The sequence below is a fragment of the Halotalea alkalilenta DSM 17697 genome, assembly GCF_000621205.1.
In the GTDB taxonomy this organism is placed as follows: Bacteria; Pseudomonadota; Gammaproteobacteria; order Pseudomonadales; family Halomonadaceae; genus Halotalea; species Halotalea alkalilenta.
Window position 1 is genome coordinate 17739 of record NZ_JHYY01000022.1, and the last position, 23554, is coordinate 41292.

Genomic DNA, 23554 nt, shown 5'->3' on the forward strand with positions numbered 1-23554 from the left:
TCGCTGCTGGCTTGGCTGTTGCTCGGCTGCGCGGAAGGTTAAACTGGCCTTCCCCTGAATCGCCTACCTGCGGATGCCGATGTCGAACACCGTCCCACCGTCGTCTTTCTCGCTCGCTCCCCTCGATCCGCTCGCCGCTACCGACGAGGCCCTGATCGAGGAGCTCCTGACCCTGCGCGACTGCCTGCGCTGGTGTGCCAGTGCCTTCGCCCACGGGCAGCAGGGCAAGCCGCTTTACTATGGCCATGGTACCGACAATGCCTGGGACGAGGCAGTCGCGCTGGTGCTCGGCGCGCTGCGCCTGCCGCCCGACAGCGGTAACGAGGTGCTCGATGCGCGGCTGCTGCGCGGCGAGCGTGAGCGAATCATCGCGCTGGCCCGGCTGCGGGTCGAGCAGCGACTGCCGTTGCCCTATCTGCTCGGCGAGGCGCACTTCGCCGGCCACTTGTTCTGCGTCGATGCCCGGGTACTGATTCCCCGTTCTCCGATCGCCGAGCTGATCGAGGACGGCTTCTCCGCCTGGTTCCCCGAGCGCGATCCAGCGAGCGTGCTCGATCTCTGCACCGGCTGCGGCTGCATCGGCATCGCCGCTGCGCTGGCGCTGCCGACCAGTGAGGTGATCCTCGCCGACCTGAGCCAGGATGCGCTGGCGGTGGCTAGGCGCAACATCACCCGCTTCGAGCTCGGGGGCAGGGTCAGGGCGGTCCACTCCGATCTGTTCTCGGCGCTCGAAGGGCGGCGCTTCGAGCTGATCGTCTGCAACCCGCCCTACGTCGATGCCCGTGATCTCGCCAACATGCCCGCCGAGTTCCGCCATGAGCCGGCGCTGGCGCTCGGCTCCGGTCCCGATGGGCTCGAACTCACCCGTCGGCTGCTGCGTGAGGCACGTGCGCATCTCACCGAAGATGGCGTGCTGATCGCTGAAGTCGGCAACTCCGAACGCCAGCTGGTCGAGGCCTTTCCCGAACTGCCTTTCGTCTGGGTCGAGTTCGAGCGTGGCGGCCACGGCGTGTTCGCGCTCACTGCCCGGGATCTCGACGCGCTTTCCACCGATATGCACCAGGAAGACTCCGATGTCCGGTAACACCTTCGGTACGCTGTTCACCGTCACTACCGCAGGCGAAAGCCATGGTCCAGCGCTGGTCGCGATCGTCGATGGCTGCCCCCCGGGGCTGCCGCTCGAAGCGGCCGACCTGCAGCGCGATCTCGACCGTCGCCGCCCCGGCAGCTCGCGCCATACCACCCAGCGGCGCGAGGCCGACGAGGTCAGGATTCTCTCCGGGGTGTTCGAAGGCATGACCACCGGTACTCCGATCGCGCTGCTGATCGAAAACACCGACCAGCGCTCGAAGGACTATTCGAAGATCAAGGATCAGTTCCGCCCGGCCCACGCCGACTACACCTACCACCACAAGTACGGCCGGCGTGACTATCGCGGCGGCGGGCGCTCCAGCGCCCGGGAGACGGCGATGCGGGTCGCCGCCGGAGCGATCGCCAAGCGGCTGCTGGCTCGCCACGGTGTCCAGGTGCGCGGCTACATGAGCCGGCTTGGTCCGATCGATCTGCCGTTCGTCGCTTGGGAGGGGGTCGACGACAATCCGTTCTTCTGCGCCGACCCGTCGAAGCTCGCCCAGCTCGATGCCTACATGGAGCAGCTGCGGCGCGACCAGGACTCGATCGGTGCCGAGATCACCGTGGTCGCCGAAGGCGTGCCGCCCGGCCTCGGCGAGCCGGTGTTCGACCGGCTCGATGCCGATCTGGCCCATGCGCTGATGGGAATCAACGCGGTCAAGGGGGTCGAGATCGGTGCGGGTTTCGCCTCGGTCGCCCAGCGCGGCAGCGAGCATCGTGACGAGCTCACCCCCGAGGGGTTCCTCTCCAACAACGCAGGCGGGGTGCTCGGCGGTATTTCCAGCGGCCAGCCGATCGTCGCCCGGCTGGCGCTCAAGCCGACCTCGTCGATCACCACGCCGGGCCGCTCGATCGATGTCCGGGGCCAGGCGGTGGAGGTGGTCACCAAGGGGCGCCACGATCCTTGCGTCGGTATCCGCGCGACGCCGATCGCCGAGGCGATGATGGCGCTGACCCTGGTCGATCACTGGCTGCGCCACCGGGCGCAGAATGCCGACGTGCACGTCGACACCCCGGTGCTCGGCCAGCGCTGAAGGCGTTTTCGGTTCGTCACCGCGCCCGCTGCGGGGCGCCAGTCGCGGGAGATCGATTTCGTCATGCCGCTGCCTTCCCCCGTCGCCTCGCTGCGCAGGCTCTGGACCCTGGACAAGTTCGCACCGAGCGCGCGGGTCTTCGTCGCCCTGGTCGGGGCGCTCGGGTTCAGCCTCTGGCAGGGGGAGCCGGCGCACATGGTGGCGCTGTTTCTCGGCATCATCGCCTGTGCGCTGGCCGAGACCGATGATGGCTGGCGCGGGCGGCTGCGCGCGCTGGCCTTCACCCTGGCTTGCTTCACCATCGCCGCCTTCGCGGTCGAACTGCTGTTTCCCTACCCACTGCTCTTCGCCCTCGGCCTCGGCGCCACCGCCTTCAGCCTGACCCTGCTCGGGGCGCTGGGGGCGCGCTACGCCACGATCTGTACCGCCACGCTGATCCTGGCCATCTACACCATGATCAGCGTCGAGCAGCGCGGCGTCGTTTTCGATGCGCTATGGCGCGAGCCGCTGGCGTTGGTCAGCGGGGCGGCTTGGTATGGGCTGGTCTCGGTACTTTGGCAGGTCTGCTTCGCCCACCAGCCGGTGAAGCTGCGCATGGTGCGGGCGCTCAAGCTGCTCGGCGACTACCTGGTGCTCAAGGCCTCGCTGTTCGAGCCGGTGAGAGGGGTCGACCTGGAGGCGCGTCGCATCGAGCTGGCGCGCCAGAACGCGCGGGTGGTGGAGGCGCTCAATCTCGCCAAGGAGGCGCTGTTCAGCCGTCTGCAGGGCCGGCGGCCCGATGGTCGGCTCAGCCGCTATCTGCGACTCTACTTCATCATCCAGGACCTCCATGAACGGGCCACCTCGACCCATTATCCTTACGCTGCGCTGACCGAGGCGTTCTTCCACAGCGACGTGCTGTTCCGCTGCCAGCGGCTGCTGAGCCGCCAAGGGTTGGCATGTCGCGGGCTGGGCCAGGCGATGCTGATGCGCCGGCATTTCGATCATCGTGAAAGCGAACAGGCACTCGAGGACCTGCGTGCATCGCTTGACCAGCTAGGTTCGAGCCCGGACCCCTCGCAGCGGGGGCTTCTGCGCTCGCTCGATGCGCTGGCGAGGAACCTCACCGAGCTCGAGCGCCAGCTGGCGCTGGCCGACAACCCCGATGCGCTCGACGAGGCGCATGACCCCAGCCTGTTCGATCGCTCGCCGCAGGGACTGCGTGACGGCTGGGAGCGCGTGCGGATGCAGCTGACCCCGCGCTCGGAGATCTTCCGCCACGCTTGCCGGCTCTCGGCGGCGCTGGTGGTGGGCTATGGCGCGTTGCACTTGATCCATCCGACCCAAGGGTACTGGATCCTGCTCACCACCCTGTTCGTCTGTCGCCCGAGCTATGGGGCAACGCTGCGTACCCTGCGCCAGCGCGTGGCCGGCACGATCATCGGGCTGCTGGTGGGGTGGGCGTCGATCACGCTGTTTCCCGCCCCGACGCTGCAGGCGATCCTCGCGGTGGCAGCGGGGGTAGTGTTCTTCGCCACCCGTGAGAATCGCTATACCCTCGCCACCGCTGCGATCACCCTGCTGGTACTGTGCTGCTTCAACCAGATCGGCGATGGCTTCGGCCTGATCCTGCCCCGGCTGCTCGATACCCTGCTCGGTGCCGGGTTGGCCGGGCTCGCGGTGCTGCTGGTGCTGCCCGACTGGCAGGGACGGAGTCTCGCTCGCCAGGCCGCCACCTCGCTCGAGCGCGCGGCGGGCTACCTGGGCGAGATCGTGCGCCAGTTCCAAAGCGGCAGGCGCGATGACCTCGCCTATCGGCTCGCTCGGCGTGACGCCCATAATGCCGATGCCGCCTTCTCGGCGCTGCTGGGCAACATCCTGCTCGAGCCGCAGCGCCATCGGGCCGAAGCCGAGCCTGCGCTGCGTTTCTTGATCCAATCCCACAGTCTGCTGGGACACTTGTCGGCGCTGGGCGCGCATCGTGACAGGATCAGGATATCGACCGAGCACGACCCGCTGGCCGCGACCGCGAGCGATATCGTCCAAGCGCTCGAAGCGATCGCCGCCGGACTGCGTGGGCGCGGGGAGCGGCGCTGGCTGGCGGCGTGCGAGCGGCGCCAGCCTGCGGTATCGGAGGAGAGCGTGGGAGAAGAGAACGATGCGCGGCGCCTGGCGGTAACCCAGTTGGAGCTGATCCAGGCGCTGCTGGTGCCGCTCGACGATGCGGCGCGCAGGCTGGTCGCGGACGCCTGAGCGCCGCGAACCAGTTCAAGTGCCGCAGAGTAGGGCGATAGTCGGACCGAACCTAGAACTTGTAGCCGGCGATCAGGTAGTAGCCCCAGCCGTTGGATGAAACCCTGAACGGGCCGTCGCCGAAGTCCAGCTGGGTGCCGTCCTTCCACTGGCCGCCGTTGTGCCAGTAGCGCGCCACCGCCGAGAACTGCCAGTGGGTGTAGCCGAGCGAGAGGATGTTGGTCGCCGCCAGCGAGTTGTTGGTGCGAATCGGTGATTCATCGCCCAGGTCGGAGCCGAAATCGTAGTTGGCGAAGCCGATCCAGTTCAGCGAACCGCCCCAGAGGTCGGCGAGCGGATAGAAGTACTTGATCTTGAAGCGGTAGCCGTCCCAGCTGTTCTCATTGTCGGCGCCATAGTTCTCCCACTGGTAGCGCCCGTAGATGTTGGCCGAGAGGCCGAGCTTGGTACCGGTGTCGATGTCGGTGCCAAGACCGATGAACAGGGTGTTCTGGCGATTGTCGCTGTTGTGGCCCCAGTCGAAGACGTAGTTGCTGGCGACGTAGAACTCTTTGAACGGGCCGAAGCCGAGCTTGCGGCCGGTCATCTCATCGATCGAGAGCCGCGGCTCCACCTCCATGAACATCGGAGAACCGTCGTCCCAGATCCCGCTGTCGGCGGCATTGCCGGCGCCGAAGAACTTGGGAAAGTCGATGTAGCCGTAGACGTCGAGCGGGCCCTTGCGACCGAAGAACTCGTACTCGAGATAGAGATCGTCGATCTTCTGCGGACCGAAGCGGGTATGGCTGCTGCCGACTATATTGACCGCCTGGTTGAGCCAGTCGGAAAGATAAGGGCTGCGGCTATCGTCGGTGACCTGGTAGTTGAGCGTCTCACCGCTGGCATCGTCCGACTGGGCGAAGAGGGGGAGCGGCGCGAGAGCGGCGAGGGTTGCGCCGGCGCCGACGAGGATGGCCTTCATTATATTGTCGTCCCTTGCAGAGTGCGGTCGTTTTTGTTGATCCGGCTGGTGGTTCCGGTCGACCCGATTAAACCTGCATTTGAGCCATTTGTTAACTCCTCAGTGAACACTTGTTCCGTGCGCGGTGCTGCCGTTAGCAGCGCGCTCGTGTTCGAGCAGCGCGATCATTCGCCGCGCCGCGCCGGAAAGCGTGCGGCCGCGATGGTGCAGGTAGCCGAGCGGACGCAGCAGCGGCGGATGGACCAAGGGCAGGGGGCGCATGCCTTCATCGATCATGGTCTCCGGCAGCACGCTCCAGCCGAGTCCGATCGAGACCATCATCTTCAGCGTCTCGAGGTAGTTGGTCGACATCGCAATGCGCACCTTCAGCCCCTGGCGGGCGAAGTGCTCGGTGACGATGGTGCGGGTGAAGGTCTGCTCGCCGGGTAGCACCGCGTCGAAATCGGCGAGCATCGAAAGATCTAGCCCCGGGGCCGTGAGCAGCGGGTGCTCCGGTCCGCAGACGTAGCGCAGCCGATCGATCCATACCGGCTGCACCAGCAGGCTCTGGTGCGGCGAGGGGGCCAGGGTCACCACTGCGAGCTCGAGGCTGCCGTCGAGTACGCCCTGGTAGGCCTGTTCCGAATCCAGGAAGCGCAGCTCCATGTGCACGTTGGGATGGCGCTGGGTGAACGCCTTGAGCAGCGGCGGCAGGCGATGCAGGCCGACGTGGTGGCTGGTGGCGAGGCTCAGACGGCCGCCCACTTCGCCATCGATGTCGGAAAGCTCGCGCCGTGTCTCCTCGACCATGGTGATGATCTGGCGCGCCCTGGGCAGCAGACGCTGGCCGCCGTCGGTGAGGGTGACGCGACGCTGGATGCGGTCGAACAAACGCTGGCCGAGCAGCTCCTCGAGCACGGCGATACGCTTGCTCACCGCGGGCTGGGTGAGGTGCAGCCGCTCGGCGGCGAGCGAGAACGATCCGGTTTCGGCGACGGCGAGAAAGGCGATGAGGCTTTGGGTATCCATCCTGCGGGCTCGGTGATGGGGCGGTTGGTCAAGTATATCCTTTTGGAATGGATGGGATAACTAACATGAATTGCTTTTATCCAGGAGAAATGGATAGGATAGGCATATATCGCAAGGCGGGGCGAAAAACGCAAAGTTCATTGCGGCTACATCGCCAAGGTGGGAAAGTTACTTTCAATAAGAGCTTATGTGAGCCCTTTTTCTGTCTTCCCTGATGGCTGTCCGTGGCCGGGGCGAAGACGATGCGTTGAGGAGATAGGCAATGGCAGCCCAGACACTCTATGACAAGCTGTGGGACTCTCACCTGGTGAGTTCCCGCGACGACGGCACTTCGCTGCTCTACATCGACCGCCAGCTGCTCCACGAAGTGACCTCCCCGCAGGCCTTCGAAGGCCTGCGTCTTTCCGGGCGCAAGCCCTGGCGGCTGGATGCCAACCTGGCGACCGCCGACCACAACGTGCCGACCACGTTGATCGAGCGCCGGGCCGGCGTGGCCGGGATCCAGGACGACGTCTCGCGGATCCAGGTCCAGACCCTAGACGACAACTGCGACGACTTCGGTATCGAGCTCTACTCGATCAACGACCTGCGCCAGGGCATCGTCCACGTGGTCGGGCCGGAGCAGGGCGCGACCCTGCCCGGGATGACGGTGGTCTGCGGGGACTCCCATACCTCGACCCACGGCGCGTTCGCCGCGCTCTCCCACGGTATCGGCACCTCCGAGGTCGAGCATGTGCTCGCCACCCAGTGCCTGCTGCAGCGCAAGATGAAGAACATGCAGGTGCGTGTCGAGGGCGAGCTGGGCCGCGGCGTCACCGCCAAGGACATCGTGCTCGCGGTGATCGGCGAGATCGGCACTGCGGGCGGTACCGGCTATGCGATCGAGTTCGCCGGCTCCGCGATCCGCGCGCTGTCGATGGAAGGGCGGATGACGATCTGCAACATGGCGATCGAAGCGGGTGCCAGGGTCGGTCTGGTCGCGGTCGACCAGACCACCATCGATTACATCGGCGGTCGCCCGTTCGCGCCCAGCGCCGAGCAGTGGGAGGCCGCGGTGGCCTACTGGCGTGGCCTGGTCTCCGACCCGGGCGCGCATTTCGACAAGGTGGTCGAGCTCGACGCCAGCACCATCGAGCCTCAGGTGACCTGGGGCACCAGCCCCGAGATGGTGGTCGGGATCAGCGGCCAAGTGCCTGATCCGGCCGATGCCGAGAGCGATACCCGTCGCCGTGGGATCGAGCGCGCGCTGGAGTACATGGGGCTGTCCGCCGGCCAGGCGATCACCGACATCCGGCTCGACCGGGTGTTCATCGGCTCGTGCACCAACTCGCGGATCGAGGACCTGCGCGAGGCCGCGCGGGTGGCCAAGGGCCGGCGCGTCGCCTCGACGGTCAAGCAGGCGATGGTGGTGCCGGGCTCGGGCCTGGTGAAGAAGCAGGCCGAGAAGGAAGGGCTCGACAAGGTGTTCATCGAGGCGGGCTTCGAATGGCGCGAGCCGGGCTGTTCGATGTGCCTGGCGATGAACGCCGACAAGCTCGGCGCCGGCGAGCACTGTGCCTCGACCTCCAATCGCAACTTCGAGGGACGACAGGGCTACGGCGGGCGAACCCACCTGGTCAGCCCGGCGATGGCGGCGGCGGCGGCGATCGCCGGCCATTTCGTCGATGTGCGCGAGTTCGACCATACCCCGGCGCCCCAGGCGCTGAGCGCCTGAGCAAGGGAGCAGAGAGATGCAGAAATTCGTTCGCAAAGCGGGTCTGGTGGCGCCGATGGATCGCGCCAACGTCGATACCGACCTGATCATTCCCAAGCAGTTCCTGAAGTCGATCAAGCGCAGCGGCTTCGGCCCCAACCTGTTCGACGAACTGCGCTATCTCGACGAGGGTTTTCCGGGCCAGGACTGCAGCCAGCGGCCGAAGAACCCAGACTTCGTGCTCAACCAGCCTCGCTATCAGGGGGCGAGCGTACTGCTGGCGCGGGCCAACTTCGGCTGTGGCAGCTCGCGCGAGCACGCTCCCTGGGCGCTGGAGGATTTCGGCTTCCGCGTGGTGATCGCGCCGAGCTTCGCCGATATCTTCTTCAACAATGCGTTCAAGAACGGGCTGCTGCTGATCACCCTGAGCGACGAGAAGGTCGATCAGCTGTTCGCCGAGCTCTACGCGCAGGAGGGCTATCGTCTCGATATCGATCTTGCCAATCAGGTGATCAACACGCCCTCCGGTGAGAGCATCGCCTTCGAGGTCGACGCCTTTCGCAAGTACTGCCTCGAGAACGGGCTCGACGACATCGGCATCACGCTCGAGCAGGCCGATGCGATCCGTACGTTCGAGGCGCGCCATCGCGCCAGCCAGCCGTGGCTGTTCCGCGGCTGATGAAGTGACTTTTCTTTGGATGACGAGATGAAAGACCAGATTCTGATTCTGCCCGGCGACGGCATCGGCCCCGAGATCACCGTCGAGGCGGTCAAGGTCCTCAAGGCGTGTCAATCGGCCGGGCTCGACGTCGAGCTCGGCTACGGCAAGGTCGGTGGCGACGCGATCGATGCCACCGGCCACCCGCTGCCCGATGAAACGCTCGACGCCGCGCGCGGCGCGCGGGCGATCCTGCTCGGCGCGGTCGGCGGCCCCAAATGGGACAAGCTCGAGGACATCTCGCGGCGGCCCGAGAAGGGGCTGCTCGGGATTCGCAAGGCGCTCAACCTGTTCGGCAACCTGCGCCCGGCGATCCTCTATCCGCAGCTGGCCTCGGCGTCGAGCCTCAAGCCCGAGATCGTGGCCGGGCTCGACATCATGATCGTGCGCGAGCTTACCGGCGGGATCTACTTCGGCCAGCCGCGTGGCTTCAGCGAGCGCGACGGCGGGGTGCGCTACGGCTACAACACCTACGTCTACGACGAGGAGGAGATCCGCCGGATCGGCCGGGTCGCCTTCGAGATGGCGCGCAAGCGCAGCAAGCGGGTCTGCTCGGTGGACAAGGCCAACGTGCTCGAGGTCACCATGCTGTGGCGGGAAGTGATCACCGAGCTCGCCAAGGAGTATCCCGACGTCGAGCTGAGCCACATGTACGTCGACAACGCGGCGATGCAGCTGGTCCGCGCGCCGAAGCAGTTCGACGTGATCGTCACCGGCAACATGTTCGGCGACATCCTTTCCGACGAGGCGGCGATGCTGACCGGCTCGATCGGCATGCTGCCCTCGGCTTCGCTCAACGAGCGCGGGCAGGGGATGTTCGAGCCCTGCCACGGTAGCGCGCCCGACATCGCCGGGCGGAATCTCGCCAATCCGCTGGCGACGATCCTTTCGGTGGCGATGATGCTGCGCTACTCGTTCGACCAGCCGGCGCTGGCGGCGAGGATCGAAGCGGCGGTCGGCAAGGTGCTCGACCAGGGGCTGCGCACCGCGGATATCGCCGCGCCAGGGGATCGCCAGGTGAGCACCAGCGAGATGGGTGATGCGGTGCTGGCCGCCTTCCAGGCTGGTTGAAGATAGGGTTGGAGACGGCCCCTGGGGCGGTTGAAAGTCGCTCGCCGCGCCCCAAGGGATCAACCACGGCTACCCTGGTGGCCGTCCCGCGCCGTCGTCTCGTCGTTCGAGGCGGCGGGCGAAGTACATTCATGGCCGCCTCGTGCGTGCGGCCATGCAGCGATCCGTGATGGATCAGCGAGGAGAATATGCTCAAGGTAGGTTTCGTGGGTTGGCGTGGCATGGTCGGTTCGGTGCTGATGCAGCGGATGGGCGAGGAGAACGATTTCGCCGGTATCGAACCGACGTTCTTCTCCACCTCCCAGGCGGGCCGCCCGGGTCCCGACATCGGTGTCGCGGTGCCTGCGCTCGAGGACGCCTTCGACATCGAGGCGCTCAAGTCACTCGATGTGATCGTCACCTGCCAGGGCGGCGACTATACCAAGGAGATCTATCCCCGGCTGCGCCAGGCGGGCTTCGACGGCTACTGGATCGACGCCGCCAGCACCCTGCGTATGGATGATCGCGCGGTGATCGTGCTCGACCCGGTTAATCGGCAGGTGATCGACGAGAGTCTCGACCGCGGGGTCAAGACCTACGTCGGCGGCAACTGCACGGTGAGCCTTGCATTGATGGGGCTCGGCGGGCTGTTCGAGGCGGGTATGGTCGAGTGGATGACCTCGATGACCTACCAGGCCGCCTCCGGCGCCGGTGCCCAGAACATGCGTGAACTGCTGGCCCAGATGCAGGGGCTCAGTGGGGCGGTGGCGGGGGAGCTTGCCGATCCGGCCAGCGCGATCCTCGACATCGATCGCAAGGTCACCGCGGCGATGCGCGACGGCTCGCTGCCAACCGAGCGCTTCGGCGCGCCGCTCGCAGGCTCGCTGCTGCCGTGGATCGACAGCCGGCTGGACAATGGCCAGAGCAAGGAGGAGTGGAAGGGCGGCGTCGAGACCAACAAGATCCTCGGTCTTGCCCAAGGCACCATTCCGGTCGACGGTCTCTGCGTGCGCATCGGTGCGATGCGCTGCCACGCCCAGGCGTTCACCATCAAGCTCAAGGCCGACGTGCCGCTCGACGAGATCGAAGCGCGGATCGGCGGGCACAACCAATGGGTCAGCGTGGTGCCCAACGACAAGCCTGAAACCCTGGCCCGGCTTACCCCGGCCGCGGTCACCGGTACCCTCCAGGTCCCGGTAGGGCGGCTGCGCAAGCTGGCGATGGGAGGCGAGTATCTCTGCGCCTTCTCGGTGGGCGATCAGCTGCTGTGGGGAGCTGCGGAGCCGCTGCGGCGGATGCTCATGATTCTGCGCGAGCGTTGATGGCGGATGGGGCATAGGCGATAATCCCAAGGACCGGGCGGCGCGTTCGATATCTTCGCGCCATCGAAGCGAGGGCAGGCCATGGCCTGCCCTTGCGCTTTTCCCCACCGAGCGCCTGGCGCTCGCCTGAGCCGAGTCCACCTTACCGATGTCGCTGTTTGCCCCGCTCGATGAATCCTCGCCCTTGATCGGGCGCGTCGCCCTCGGGATCGAATACGAAGGCAGCGCCTACTATGGCTGGCAGCGCCTGCGCCATGGTCCTTCGGTGCAGCAGACGCTGGAGGAGGCGCTGGCGCGGGTCGCCCGCGCGCCGGTCGAGCTGGTGGTGAGTGGACGCACCGACACGGGCGTTCATGCCAGCCGCCAGATCGCCCACTTCGATGCGCCGTCGCCGCGCAGTCAGAAGGCTTGGGTGATGGGGGCCAATGCCAACCTGCCGCGCGACGTGCGCGTCCACTGGGCGGTGTCGGTGGCCGAGGATTTCCACGCGCGCGCCAGCGCCATCGCCCGGCGCTATCGCTACCTGATCTACAATGCCGCCAGCGCTCCGGCGCTGGGCAGCCAACAGCTCACCTGGCACCGCACCCCGCTCGACGAGCGGCGGATGCACGCCGCGGCCCAGGTGCTGGTCGGTGAACACGACTTCTCCGCCTTCCGCGCGGCCAAGTGCCAGTCGAGCACGCCCTGGCGTCATCTCCACTTCATCGAGGTGCGCCGTTTCGGCCCATTGGTGATGATCGACGTCCAGGCCAATGCGTTTTTGCATCACATGATCCGCAACATCGTCGGGACCTTGATCGCGATCGGTGACGGCCGGCGGCCGGTGGAGTGGTGTGCCGAGCTGCTCGCCGATGGCGTGCGCACGGTGGCCGGTGCGACCGCGCCGGCCCAAGGGCTACACTTCGTCGATGCCAGGTACGCGGCGATCGAGTGGCTGCCGCGTACGCCGCTGGGGCCGCTGCCGCTGGCCTTTCTCGGCGAGTGGAGCGGCGAGCGGGAGGTGCCGATCGGTGAGTATCTGCGCCGGATTCGCAAGCGTCGCGCGGCCGTGGCCCGCCCATGTACCCAGACGGAGGGCTTCGAGGAATGAGGACCAGGATCAAGTTCTGCGGGCTGACCCGCGAAGAAGACGTCGACGCCGCGGTGGAGGCGGGCGCCGATGCGTTGGGTTTCGTGCTCTGGCCCGGCAGCAAGCGCGCGGTGACCCTCGAGCGGCTCGAGGCGCTGAGCGCCAGGGTGCCGCCCTTCATCGCCCGGGTGGGGCTGTTCGTCGATCAGGATGCCGAAGTCATCGCCGCGGCCGCACCCAGCCTCGATCTGCTCCAGTTCCACGGCGACGAGCCGCCGCAGGCATGCGCCGGATTCGGCACCCCCTGGCTCAAGGCGCTGCGGATGCGCGAGGGGCTCGATCTCGACGCCGCGGCGCAGCGCTACGCCGGCGCCCGAGGGCTGCTGCTCGACGCCTGGCGTCCCGGCGTTCCCGGCGGCACCGGTGAGACCTTCGACTGGGCGCGGATTCCCACCTGGCTCGCTTCGCGCGTCGTGCTCGCCGGTGGGCTCGACGCCGGCAACGTGGGCGAGGCGATCACCCGCGTGCGCCCCTATGCGGTCGACGTCTCCGGTGGCATCGAGGCCGCGCCTGGGCGCAAGGATCACGAGCGGATGGCGGCCTTCGCCGCCGCGGTGCGTAAGGCCGATCGCTCGGAGTGAAGCGCGTTCGCTACCACTTTATGCCGCTGCACCGTTACAATGACGCCTTCGGAGCCATTGCCTCCGACCCTTTTTCCACCCCCGCGTTGTGGGGCTGAACACGCTTTAGGGATACCCTGAGTTCATGAGCTGGCTGGATAAAATCGTACCGTCGATGGGCCGCACCCGCCGTGCCGATCGGCGCAACAGCATTCCCGACGGTCTATGGCACAAGTGCCCGAAATGCGAGGCGGTGCTCTATCGACCGGAACTCGAGCGCCACGACAACGTCTGTCCCAAGTGCGATCACCACCTGCGCATGGGAGCGCGCAAGCGCCTCAACTGGTTTCTCGACGAAGAGGGCCGTGAGGAGCTGCTCGAGGATCTGATGCCGGTCGACCGGCTCAAGTTCCGCGACTCCAAGCGCTACAAGGATCGTCTCGCGGCGGCGCAGAAGGACACCGGCGAAAACGATGCGCTGATCAGCATGCGCGGCCGGCTCAACGGCCTCGAGGTGGTGGTGGTGGCGTTCGAGTTCGGCTTCATGGGCGGCTCGATGGGCAGTGTGGTCGGCGAGAAGTTCGCCCGCGCCGCGGAGCTCGCCCTCGAGCAGCGCATTCCGCTCGTCTGCTTCTCCGCCAGCGGTGGGGCGAGGATGCAGGAGGCGCTGTTCTCGCTGATGCAGATGGCCAAGACCTCCGCGGCGCTCGAAAGGCTGCGCGAGAACGGCATCCCCTACGTCTCGGTGCTCACCGATCCGGTGTTCGGTGGGGTTTCCGCCTCGCTGGCGATGCTCGGCGACATCAACGTCGCCGAGCCCAACGCGCTGATCGGCTTCGCCGGCCCCCGGGTGATCGAGCAGACCGTGCGCGAGAAGCTTCCCGAAGGCTTCCAGCGCAGTGAGTTCCTGCTCGAGCATGGCACCGTCGACATGATCATCCACCGTTCGCAGCTCAAGGAAACCCTGGGGCGGATGTTGCGCAAGCTGGTCGCGGCGCCGGTCGCGCCGCCGCTCGAGCGTGCCCCGGTGGACGCCGACGCGGAATGGCCTTCCGACGTCGAGCCTTGATCGTGACTTGCGTCCGCGCCATTTGTAGTCGTCATTCGTCGAGAGGCATCGCCTGATGTCGGTCAACCATGGCGAAGCGCTCGAGCGTTGGCTCGAGCGCCTCGCTCGGCAACATCCGCTGACCATCGATCTCGGCCTCGAGCGAGTGGCCGGGGTCGCGGCTCGCCTCGGCCTGCTCGAGGTACCGTTGGCGCCCCGGGTGATCACCGTCGCCGGTACCAACGGCAAGGGTTCGACCGTAGCGATGATTGAATCCTGCGCGCGGGCCCACGGGATGAGCTGTGTGAGCTACACCTCGCCTCACCTGCTGCGCTACAACGAGCGGGTGCGGATCGATGGTCGCGAGATCGGCGATGAAGAGCTGATCGCTGCCTTCGAGCGAATCGAGGCCGCCAGGCGCGAGGGCGACGAGATCAGCCTCAGCTACTTCGAGGTGGGTACGCTCGCCGCCGCCCTGGTGGTCAGGCAGCGCGCGCCGGATCTCGCCGTGCTCGAGGTCGGTCTCGGCGGCCGGCTCGATGCGGTCAATTTGTTCGACGCAGACGTCGCAGTGATCACCACCATCGCCCAGGATCATGCCGAGTATCTCGGCACCGATCTCGAGGTCATCGGCCGTGAGAAGGCCGGCATCATGCGCGCCGGGGCCTGTGCCGTACTCGGCAGTCGCTCGCTGCCGGTCTCCGTCGCGGCCCGCGCCGCGGCCGTCGGTGTCGCTCGCCTCGCCACCCTGGGAGAGACGTTCGACCATGCCCGCGTTGCCGGGTCCGGCTGGCGTTGGCACGGCGAGGATGCCAGTGGCGCTGCGCTCTCCTTCGCCGCGCTGCCTGATCCGGGGCTGCCGCTCGACAATGCGGCGAGCGCGGTACAGGCGCTCGCGCTCGCCGGTGTGCCGCTCGAACACGAGCGGCTGGTCGCAGGCTTCGCCGAGGTCCATTTGCCCGGCCGGCTGCAGCGGATCCAGCGCTGGTGGCTGGATGTCGCCCACAATCCCCACGCCGCGCGCTATCTGGCCGAGCGGTTGCGTGAACGCGATCGGCACCAGCCACGCCAGGGCAAGCGGCTGGTGCTGCTGGCGATGCTTGGCGACAAGGATGCCGACGGGGTGATCGAGGCACTGATGCCGGTGGTGGATGGCTGGGTCTGTGCCGGTCTCGATGGCGAACGGGGCCGTTCGGGCGCTGACCTGGTCGCAAGGATATCCGCCCAGGGCGGCGACGTGCTCGAGGTCGCCGAGGGGGTGGTGGAGGCGGTCGAGTGGATCGAGGCCGATCCACGGTTCGCCGCAGACGAAGTGCTGGTATGTGGGTCGTTCTTCACCGTATCGAAGGCGCTCGAGTGGCTGCAGGAGCGTGTCTGAGCGCGCAGGCTTAAGGCAAGGAGTGTGCGGATGAAATATGGGATACGGGAAAGGATCATCGGCGGCATCATTCTGATCGCGCTGGCGGTGATCGTGGTGCCGATGTTCTTCGGCAGCCCGAGCGAGCGGGAGTCGGGGCCGGGACCGACGATGACGATCAACCAGCAGCCGATCGAGGTGCCACAGCGCGACATCGCGCCGCCGCAGTCCGAACTGTTCTCCGCGCCCGACGACGGCTCCGATTCCACAGCGGACGTCTCTCAATATGCCCAGCTGCTGCCGGAAGAAGCCCCGTCCGGCAATGGCCCGACGGTTGAGCCGGAGGCGGCGGCATCGGCCGGCGCGGCCCAGGAGCCCGCTCCTGCGGCCAGCATGCCCGCCGAGCCGACACCGATAACCCCGGTGCAAGCGCCCGAGCGCCCGGCACCGCCGCCCCAGCAGGCCCAGGCGCCCGCGCCCTCCGCGCCAGCCCGGGCGCCCGAGCGTCCGGCGGCCGCGCCTCCCCAGCAGGCCCAGGCGCCCAGCCGCAGCGAATCGAGCGCTTCGCAAGGCAGCGGATCGCTCGCTTCCAGTGATCCGATCATGGCCGCCGCCAACCGCTATCGCGGTGACAGCGGTGCCAGCAGCTCATCCACGGGCTCATCCTCCAGCGCCGCCGCGCCTTCGAGCGGCAACTGGTCGGTGCAGGCCGGCAGCTTCGGCCAGGGCGCCAATGCCGATCGCCTGGTCGAACAGCTGCGCGGCCTTGGCTTCGCGGCCTACAAGATCTCCCGCGGTGCCAATAGCGTCGTGATGGTCGGTCCGTTCCAAAGTTCGGAAGCCGGCGAGAGTGCGCGCCAGCAGCTTCAGCAGCGCGCCAACATCAACGGCTTCGTGGTTCGCAATACCGGTAACGCTGGATGAGTCTGACCTGGCTCGACTGGGTCTTCATCGCGATCCTGGCGCTTTGCGTACTGCTGGGTGCTATGCGCGGGTTGATCCGCGAGGGGCTGGGACTCGTGGTATGGGTCGTCGCGCTGCTGACCGCGCGGGCCTTCTGCATCCAGGTGGGTGAGCTGTTCGTCGATTACATCGATAATCCGAGCGTGCGTGTGGTGGTCGGTTTCGTGCTGGTCACCTTCGTGGTGGTGATTCTCGGCGGCCTCTGCATTCGATTGCTCAACGCGATGGTCGAATGGGTCGGCATGGGTAGTTTCAACCGCCTGCTCGGGGCGCTGTTCGGCGCGGCCAAGGGCAGTGCGGTGCTGGCGCTGATCGGCGTGGTGATCCCGCTCACGCCGTTCGCTCAGATGGAGGCCTGGCAGGGGTCGCAGCTGCGTCCGATGGTGGCGAGTCTGCAACAGGTGATCGTCGATCAGTACCAGCGGCTCCAGGAGCGTCAGTCCCCGCTCGAAGAGCCGCGCCAGGATCGGAGCGTTCCGGTCACATGAGGTTCAACTAACGAGGTGGAAACGCGATGTGCGGTATCGTAGGCCTGATGGCCAACTCGATGGTCAACCAGGCGCTGTATGACGCGCTGACGGTCCTGCAGCACCGTGGACAGGACGCTGCGGGGATGATGACCCTCGACCAGGGGCGCTTCCTGCTGCGCAAGAGCAACGGACTGGTGCGCGACGTGTTCCGTACCCGTCACATGAAGCGTTTGCAGGGCAACGTCGGCATCGGCCACGTTCGCTATCCCACGGCGGGCTCCTCCTCCGAAGCCGAATCGCAGCCGTTCTACGTCAATTCGCCTTACGGCATCGCGCTGGTGCACAACGGCAACCTGACCAACTCCGCCCAGCTGCAGCAGGAGCTGTTCAGTACCGACCTGCGCCATATCAACACCAGTTCCGACTCCGAGGTGCTGGTCAACGTCTTCGCCCACGAGCTCGGCAAGCAGGGCCACGACCTCGGCCCCGACGACGTATTCGATGCGGTGCGCCGGGTGCACCGGCGCTGCAAGGGCGGCTACGCGGCACTTGCAGTGATCAACGGTCTCGGCATGGTGGCGTTCCGCGACCCCAACGGCATCCGACCGATCGTGTTCGGCAAGCGCGATACCGACCAGGGCCCGGAGTTCATGATCGCCTCCGAGTCGGTGGCGCTGGACGTCGCCGGTTTCGAGCTGATCCGCGACATCGGCCCGGGCGAGGCGGTGTTCATCGATCTCGAGCGCAACCTCTTCACCCGTGAGTGCTACGAGGCGCCGCGCTTCACGCCGTGCATCTTCGAATACGTCTATCTCGCCCGCCCCGATTCCGTCCTCGATGGCGCCAGCGTCTATCGCACGCGGATGCGGATGGGGCTCAAGCTCGCCGAGAAGATCAGGCGTGAGTGGGTCGATCACGACATCGACGTGGTGATACCGATCCCGGACACCAGTCGTACCGCGGCGCTGGAGCTCGCCCAGCATCTCGGCGTGACCTACCGCGAAGGGTTCATCAAGAACCGCTACATCGGCCGTACCTTCATCATGCCGGGACAGACCATGCGTGAGAAGTCGGTGCGCCAGAAGCTCAACACCGCCGACATCGAGTTCCAGGGCAAGAATGTGCTGCTGGTCGACGACTCGATCGTGCGAGGTACCACCTGCAACGAGATCATCCAGATGGCCCGCGAGGCGGGGGCGAACAAGGTCTACTTCGCTTCGGCCGCACCCGCGGTCCGCTATCCCAACGTCTATGGTATCGATATGCCGGTGGCGATGGAGCTGATCGGGCATGGCCGCACCGATCAGGAGGTCGGCGAGTTGATCGGTGCCGACCGGCTGATCTACCAGGACCTCGACGATCTCAAGGCGGCCTGCCGGGAGGTCAATCCCAGGCTCACCGAGTTCGACTGCTCGGTGTTCGACGGCCGCTACGTGACCGGCGACATCGACGCCGACTACCTGGCCAATCTCGAGCTTTCGCGCAGCGACGCAGCCAAGAGCCGCCAGGAGAGCGGGGCGGTGATCGAGCTGCACAATGACATCGACGGCGACGAATGAATCCCAGCGGCGCCCGAGGGCGCCGCTGGGTCTAAGGAGAACGATGATGAGCGAGCAGGATCTGGACCCCGAGGAGTTCGCACTCGATACCTTGGGTATCCGCGCGGGTCACCAGCGCACCTTCGAGCAAGAGCACGCCGAGCCGATCTTTCCGACCTCGAGCTTCGTCTACGCAAGCGCCGCCGAAGCCGCGCGCAAGTTCTCCGGCGAAGAGCCGGGCAACGTCTACTCCCGCTTCACCAATCCGACGGTGCAGACCTTCGAGCGTCGCCTGGCCGCGCTCGAGGGCGCCAAGCGTGCGGTGGCGACCAGCTCCGGCATGGCGGCGATCCTCTGCACCGGGCTCGCGCTGCTCGAGGCCGGCGACGAGATCGTCGCTTCGCGCTCGTTGTTCGGCTCCACGGTCAGCCTGCTGGCCAAGTACTTCGGCAAGTTCGGCGTCACCACCCGTTTCGTCGAGCTCTCCGATCTCGACGCCTGGGAAAGCGCGATCAGCGAAAAGACCAAGCTGCTGTTCGCCGAGACGCCGTCCAACCCCCTTTCCGAACTGGTCGACATCGCAGGCCTCGCCGAGATCGCCCATCGCCACGGCGCGCGGCTGGTGATCGACAACTGCTTCTGCACCCCCGCGCTGCAACGCCCGCTCGAGCTCGGTGCCGACCTGGTGGTGCATTCGGCGACCAAGTATCTCGATGGACAGGGCAGGGCGATCGGCGGTGCGGTGGTCGGCAACGACGAGCAGGCGTTGGAGGAGATCTTCGGCGTGGTGCGTACCTGCGGACCCTGCATGAGTCCGTTCAATGCCTGGATCTTCCTCAAGGGGCTCGAAACCCTTGGCCTGCGGATGCGTGCTCACTGCGACGCCGCGCTCAAGCTCGCCCGCTGGCTCGAAGCCCAGCCGGCGGTGACCCGGGTCTACTACAGCGGGCTCGAATCGCACCCCCAGCACGAGCTGGCCAAGCGCCAGCAGCGGGGCTTCGGTGCGGTGCTCGGCGTCGAGCTCGCCGGCGGGCAGCCGGCGGCGTGGCAGGTCATCGACTCGACCCGGATGATCTCGATCACCGGCAACCTCGGTGACGTCAAGACCACGATCACCCATCCGGCGACCACCACCCACGGCAAGCTCAGCGACGAGCAGAAGGCCGCTGCCGGGATCACCCCGGGGCTGCTGCGGATCGCGGTCGGCCTCGAGGCGCTCGAGGACATCCAGCGCGACCTCGCCCGTGGCCTCGATGCGCTGGCTCGTTGACGCGCGCAGGCGTTGAGTTGGAGCCTAGCGGGCCGCCTCAGGGCGGCCCGCTCGGTTTCCGACTTGGGCTCGTCGTTGGCCCTTGGCGCGTACGCTATCCTGGCGCCGTCGGATTACAGCGGGGTGTTTTCGCCGATCGGGGTATGGCTCGGGGCGAGCCGCGGCGGCTGGTCGTCGACGAATCCATACATGTCGGCGAAGCCCGGTATGTCGCGCTCCCAGAGCGGGGGATGGCCGCCGATCATCGACTGCAGGCAGTCGATGAAGCCGCGGGTCTTCTGGGCGAGGAACTGACGGTGGGGATAGACCACGTGCAGGTCCGCCCACGGCAGCAGCTTGAGCGTCGGCAGCAGCGGTACCAGGCGCTCCTGGCGGATCGCCTCGCTCGCGCTGTAGGAGGGAACGACGCCGAAGCAGAGCCCGTCGAGTATCGCGCCGAGCAGCATTTCCGGGTCATTGGCCATGTAGCGTGACTTGAGGCTCGCCTTCTCGACCACGCCGCTGGCGGTGATGTAATTGACCCGGTCGAGGATCATTCCATCGCGGGCGTAGATCACCGCTGGGCGTGTGATCAGTTCATCGAGGGTCGAGGGCATCCCATAGCGCTCGATGAAGGCCGGCGCCGCGACCAGGACCGGACGATTGCGTGCCAGGGGGCGGGCGATCAGCGAAGAGTCGCGCAGCTGGCTGATGCGGATGGCGAGATCGTAGCCGCCGCCGATCAGATCGATGATCTGGTCCTCGAGGCGCAGATCGATATGCATCTGCGGATACTGGCGCAGGTACTGGCGTAGCACCTTGGGCAGGAAGTGGCGGCCGAAATTGCTCGGTACCGAGATCTTCAGCGTGCCGAGCGGCTCGTGCTGGCTCAGCTGGGCCAGCTCCTCGACGCTTTCCATCGCTTCGCGCATGCGCAGCGCGTGGGGGTAGATGGCGTTGCCGAGCCCGGTGAGCGATACGCTGCGCGTGGATCGGTTGAACAGCCTGACCTGCAGTTCCTCTTCCAACTGGCCGATCTGCTTCGAAATCACCGAGCGGTTGACGTTGCGGTGATCCGCCGCGCGGCTGAAGCTGCCGGCCTCTACTACATCGGCGAAGAGCAGTAGCCGGGATGCCTTGTCCATGCTTTTTCGAACTCCTTGCGGTGCTTCGCGACCCTCCGCCGCGAGCGAGGGCACTCGGCGTAGATGATCATCTCGTTGTGGTGGTTGATTTTAGGATAGGGCTCCGGGAACTGGGGGAAATAAAGCAACATGAATGGCAACCAGGGGCGATAAAGGAAAATATCGCTGGATGGCTGACTCTATACTCTGCCGGTTCGCAAACATCGCCCCTCCGGGCTTCCCGCAGGTCACAATCCACAAGGGACCAGCATGCACGTACTCGTTCTCGGCAGTGGCGTCATCGGCGTCACTAGCGCCTACTATCTCGCTCGCGAGGGACATCAGGTTACCGTGGTCGATCGCCAGCCCGGTCCGGCGCTGGAAACCAGCTTCGGCAACGCAGGCCAGGCTTCGTTCGCGATGTCCTCGCCGTGGGGCGCGCCGGGCATTCCAGCCAAGGCAGCGAAATGGCTGCTGCAGCGCCATGCGCCGCTGAAGATCCAGCCGAGTCTCGATCCCGCGATGCTGCGTTTCATGATCCGCATGTATGCCAACTGTACCCCGGAACGCTACGCGATCAACAAAGAACGCATGCTGCGAGTGGCGGAGCACAGCCGCGCCTGCCTCGATGAGATTAGAGACGCCACCGGCATCGATTACGAAGGGCGCCAGCGCGGCTTGCTGCAGCTGTTCAGGGACGATGCGCAAGTCGAGGCCGCGGCCAAGGACATGAAGGTGCTCGAGGAGTGCGGCCTGCGTCACCGCCTGCTGACCGAGGCGCAGTGCGTCGAAGTCGAGCCCGCGCTGGCCCGGGTGCCCGGCAAGTTCCGTGCGGGCCTGCACATGCCCGACGACCAGACCGGTGACTGCTACCTGTTCACCACACGGCTGGCTGAATACTGCGCTGAGCGCTATGGCGTGGAGTTCCGCTTCGGTGTCGCAGTGCGTGGCCTCGAGCGCGACGGTGATCGTATCGGCGGGGTAGTCACCGACCAGGGGCGGCTGAGCGCCGATGCCTACGTGCTGGCGCTCGGCAGCTATTCACCGCTGGTGGCCGAGAGCGTCGACATCCAGCTGCCGATCTATCCGGTCAAGGGCTATAGCCTCACTTTGCCGGTCACCGACGAGCAGGGCGCGCCGCAGTCGACGGTGATGGACGAGCGCTACAAGGTGGCGATCACCCGCTTCAATGATCGTATCCGCGTCGGTGGCACCGCCGAGCTCGCGTCCTTCGACCTCGGTCTGCCGGCTAAGCGTCGTCAGACGCTCGAGATGGTGGTGGGGGACGTGTTCCCGAGCGGCGGCGATCTCGAGCGGGCCACTTTCTGGAGCGGCCTGCGGCCGATGACGCCTGACTCCACCCCGCTGATCGGCGCGACGCCCTACGCCAACCTGTGGCTCAACACCGGGCATGGCACGCTGGGTTGGACGATGAGCTGTGGCAGCGGCCATCTGCTCGCCGAGCTGGTCGGGGGCCGCACGCCTTCGATCGACACCGCCGGGCTCGACCTGAGCCGCTATCGCGCGGCCTGATCCGATCCTCGAACGAACGATGCCCCCGCAGCGATGAGCTGCGGGGGCATCGTTCGTTCATCTGCCGCTCGGGCGGCCAGCGGAGCAGGTTACTGGCAAACCGCCGCGAAGGCGCGGGCGACGTAGTCGAGCTGCTCTCGGCGCAGTCCAGCGACGTTGGCCCGGCCCGAGCGGACCATGTAGATGCCGAACTCGTCGCGCAGTCGATCGACCTGCTCGGGCGAGAGGCCGGTGTAGGAGAACATCCCACGCTGGTGTGCGACGTGGGCGAAGCGCTCGCTCAACCCGAACGGCGCCAGCGACTCGACGAAGGCGCGGCGCAGGCCATTGATGCGCTCGCGCATCTCGTCGACCTCGGCGATCCAACGACTGCGCAGCTCAGGATCGTTGAGGATCTCGGCGACCACCGCGCCGCCGTGGGCCGGCGGGTTGGAGTAGTTCTCGCGCGCGGTGATCGCCGCCTGCGAGCGGACGTTCTCCATCTGCTCCTGGTTCTTGGCGATCAGAATGAAACAGCCGGTTCGCTCGCGGTAGATGCCGAAGTTCTTCGAGCACGAACTGGTGATGATCATCTCGTCCAGCGACTCGGCGAGCAGGCGAGTGCCGAAGGCGTCCTCGTCGAGGCCGTCGCCGAAGCCCTGGTAGGCGAAATCGACCAGCGGCAGCAGGCCGCGACGCTGGATCAGCGCCAATACCTGTCGCCATTGATCATGATCGAGATCGAAGCCGCTTGGGTTGTGGCAGCAGGCATGCAGCAGGACGATGTCGCCCTCGGGCGCCTGCTCGAGCGCGGCGATCATGCCTTCGAAGTCGAGGCGGTTGTCGGCGCTGACGTAAGGGTAGTGATGCAGTGCGAGCCCGGCGGCCTCGAAGATGCCGACATGGTTCGGCCAGGTCGGATCGGAGAGCCAGATGCCCTTGCCGGGCAGGTTGGTCTTGATGAAGTCCGCGGCCAGCCGCAGCGCACCGGTACCGCCGGGGGACTGGGTGGCGCTGGCGCGATGGGCGTCGAGTACCGGTGAGCGCTCGCCGAGCACCAGAGACAGCACGGCATCGGTATAGCGGGGATCACCATGGGAGCCAATATAGCTCTTGGTACGCTCCTGCTCCAGCAGGCGTGCCTCGGCGAGCTTGACGCTCTCGAGCACCGGCGTGTCGCCGCGATCGTTGCGGTAGACACCTACACCTAGATCGACCTTGTCGGGGTTGGTGTCTTGGCGGAACGCATCGATGAGACCGAGGATGGCGTCTCCAGGAACACGGGCGATCTGCTCGAACATGGTGGCTTGACTACCTCGTACTGGACCGCGCGCCGTAGGCGGCAGCGCGGGGGTGGAATGGTTGGGGCCATCACTATGCCACTGCGGCAGGGTGGCTTCCACCGGCAATCGGCGGGGAGAGGAGCAAAAACTTATCCTGCTTAGGTTTTTATCG

Annotated in this window: 20 protein-coding genes; 16 read left to right on the forward strand and 4 right to left on the reverse strand. The window is 66.4% G+C overall.

Going from position 1 to position 23554, the window contains the following annotated elements; translation table 11 throughout:
* Nucleotides 1-79: 79 nt before the first annotated feature.
* The 3 genes from prmB to yccS all read left to right on the forward strand — a co-directional run bounded on the left by prmB (nt 80) and on the right by yccS (nt 4397).
* Nucleotides 80-1084, forward strand: a complete 1005-nt coding sequence (gene prmB / locus Q376_RS21240) for a 50S ribosomal protein L3 N(5)-glutamine methyltransferase (RefSeq protein ID WP_245598891.1) — start codon at nt 80-82, stop codon at nt 1082-1084.
* Nucleotides 1074-2165, forward strand: coding sequence for a chorismate synthase (aroC, locus tag Q376_RS0102910; RefSeq protein ID WP_027349032.1), 1092 nt, complete (start codon nt 1074-1076; stop codon nt 2163-2165). Before prmB ends, aroC begins: the two co-directional genes overlap by 11 nt.
* A gap of 63 nt (nt 2166-2228) precedes the next feature.
* On the forward strand, nt 2229-4397 hold the full coding sequence (gene yccS, locus Q376_RS0102915) for a YccS family putative transporter (protein WP_027349033.1): 2169 nt from the start codon (nt 2229-2231) through the stop codon (nt 4395-4397).
* Between the two features lie 52 nt (nt 4398-4449).
* Here yccS and Q376_RS0102920 read toward each other — a convergent pair whose 3' ends face one another.
* Together Q376_RS0102920 and Q376_RS0102925 are read right to left on the reverse strand one after the other, a co-directional pair.
* The gene (locus Q376_RS0102920; RefSeq protein WP_027349034.1) at nt 4450-5358 is read right to left on the reverse strand and encodes a nucleoside-specific channel-forming protein Tsx; all 909 of its coding nucleotides are present in this window, start codon (nt 5356-5358) and stop codon (nt 4450-4452) included.
* Between the two features lie 99 nt (nt 5359-5457).
* Entirely contained in the window at nt 5458-6366 is a 909-nt protein-coding gene (locus tag Q376_RS0102925; protein WP_027349035.1) for a LysR family transcriptional regulator, read from the reverse strand.
* A 262-nt stretch (nt 6367-6628) separates the two neighbouring features.
* On the opposite strand from Q376_RS0102925, the gene leuC reads away from it, so the two are divergent.
* From leuC to Q376_RS0102985, 12 genes are all read left to right on the forward strand, one after another.
* Nucleotides 6629-8080 (forward strand): 3-isopropylmalate dehydratase large subunit, encoded by a 1452-nt coding sequence (gene leuC / locus Q376_RS0102930; protein ID WP_027349036.1) that lies wholly within the window; start codon nt 6629-6631, stop codon nt 8078-8080.
* Nucleotides 8081-8096: 16 nt separating this feature from the next.
* Nucleotides 8097-8738 (forward strand): 3-isopropylmalate dehydratase small subunit, encoded by a 642-nt coding sequence (leuD, locus tag Q376_RS0102935; RefSeq protein ID WP_027349037.1) that lies wholly within the window; start codon nt 8097-8099, stop codon nt 8736-8738.
* A gap of 27 nt (nt 8739-8765) precedes the next feature.
* Entirely contained in the window at nt 8766-9848 is a 1083-nt protein-coding gene (gene leuB, locus Q376_RS0102940) for a 3-isopropylmalate dehydrogenase (RefSeq protein ID WP_027349038.1), read from the forward strand.
* A gap of 188 nt (nt 9849-10036) precedes the next feature.
* A complete protein-coding gene (gene asd, locus Q376_RS0102945) occupies nt 10037-11149 on the forward strand; it encodes an aspartate-semialdehyde dehydrogenase (RefSeq protein WP_027349039.1) in 1113 nt (370 codons plus the stop codon).
* Nucleotides 11150-11297: 148 nt separating this feature from the next.
* The gene (gene truA, locus Q376_RS21245) at nt 11298-12239 is read left to right on the forward strand and encodes a tRNA pseudouridine(38-40) synthase TruA (RefSeq protein WP_052364901.1); all 942 of its coding nucleotides are present in this window, start codon (nt 11298-11300) and stop codon (nt 12237-12239) included.
* A complete protein-coding gene (locus tag Q376_RS0102955) occupies nt 12236-12859 on the forward strand; it encodes a phosphoribosylanthranilate isomerase (RefSeq protein ID WP_043445995.1) in 624 nt (207 codons plus the stop codon). The genes truA and Q376_RS0102955 overlap by 4 nt, the downstream gene beginning before the upstream one ends.
* A gap of 124 nt (nt 12860-12983) precedes the next feature.
* Nucleotides 12984-13907 carry an acetyl-CoA carboxylase, carboxyltransferase subunit beta gene (gene accD / locus Q376_RS21250; RefSeq protein WP_043445998.1) on the forward strand — a complete coding sequence of 308 codons (924 nt, stop codon included), beginning with the start codon at nt 12984-12986 and terminating at the stop codon, nt 13905-13907.
* A gap of 55 nt (nt 13908-13962) precedes the next feature.
* Nucleotides 13963-15264 carry a bifunctional tetrahydrofolate synthase/dihydrofolate synthase gene (gene folC, locus Q376_RS0102965; protein ID WP_027349041.1) on the forward strand — a complete coding sequence of 434 codons (1302 nt, stop codon included), beginning with the start codon at nt 13963-13965 and terminating at the stop codon, nt 15262-15264.
* Between the two features lie 30 nt (nt 15265-15294).
* Nucleotides 15295-16167 (forward strand): SPOR domain-containing protein, encoded by an 873-nt coding sequence (locus tag Q376_RS23905; RefSeq protein WP_027349042.1) that lies wholly within the window; start codon nt 15295-15297, stop codon nt 16165-16167.
* On the forward strand, nt 16164-16694 hold the full coding sequence (locus Q376_RS0102975) for a CvpA family protein (RefSeq protein WP_027349043.1): 531 nt from the start codon (nt 16164-16166) through the stop codon (nt 16692-16694). Before Q376_RS23905 ends, Q376_RS0102975 begins: the two co-directional genes overlap by 4 nt.
* A 26-nt stretch (nt 16695-16720) precedes the next feature.
* Nucleotides 16721-18235: an amidophosphoribosyltransferase gene (gene purF / locus Q376_RS0102980; protein WP_027349044.1), complete on the forward strand. Its 1515-nt coding sequence runs from the start codon at nt 16721-16723 to the stop codon at nt 18233-18235.
* A gap of 46 nt (nt 18236-18281) precedes the next feature.
* Nucleotides 18282-19484 (forward strand): O-succinylhomoserine sulfhydrylase, encoded by a 1203-nt coding sequence (locus Q376_RS0102985; protein WP_027349045.1) that lies wholly within the window; start codon nt 18282-18284, stop codon nt 19482-19484.
* A 113-nt stretch (nt 19485-19597) separates the two neighbouring features.
* On the opposite strand, the gene Q376_RS21260 is transcribed toward Q376_RS0102985, so the two are convergent.
* Nucleotides 19598-20608, reverse strand: coding sequence for a LysR family transcriptional regulator (locus Q376_RS21260; RefSeq protein ID WP_052364902.1), 1011 nt, complete (start codon nt 20606-20608; stop codon nt 19598-19600).
* A gap of 249 nt (nt 20609-20857) precedes the next feature.
* On the opposite strand from Q376_RS21260, the gene Q376_RS0102995 reads away from it, so the two are divergent.
* A complete protein-coding gene (locus Q376_RS0102995; RefSeq protein ID WP_027349046.1) occupies nt 20858-22120 on the forward strand; it encodes a D-amino acid dehydrogenase in 1263 nt (420 codons plus the stop codon).
* An 89-nt stretch (nt 22121-22209) separates the two neighbouring features.
* Here Q376_RS0102995 and Q376_RS0103000 read toward each other — a convergent pair whose 3' ends face one another.
* Nucleotides 22210-23400, reverse strand: coding sequence for an amino acid aminotransferase (locus tag Q376_RS0103000; RefSeq protein ID WP_027349047.1), 1191 nt, complete (start codon nt 23398-23400; stop codon nt 22210-22212).
* Between the last annotated feature and the right edge of the window lie 154 nt (nt 23401-23554).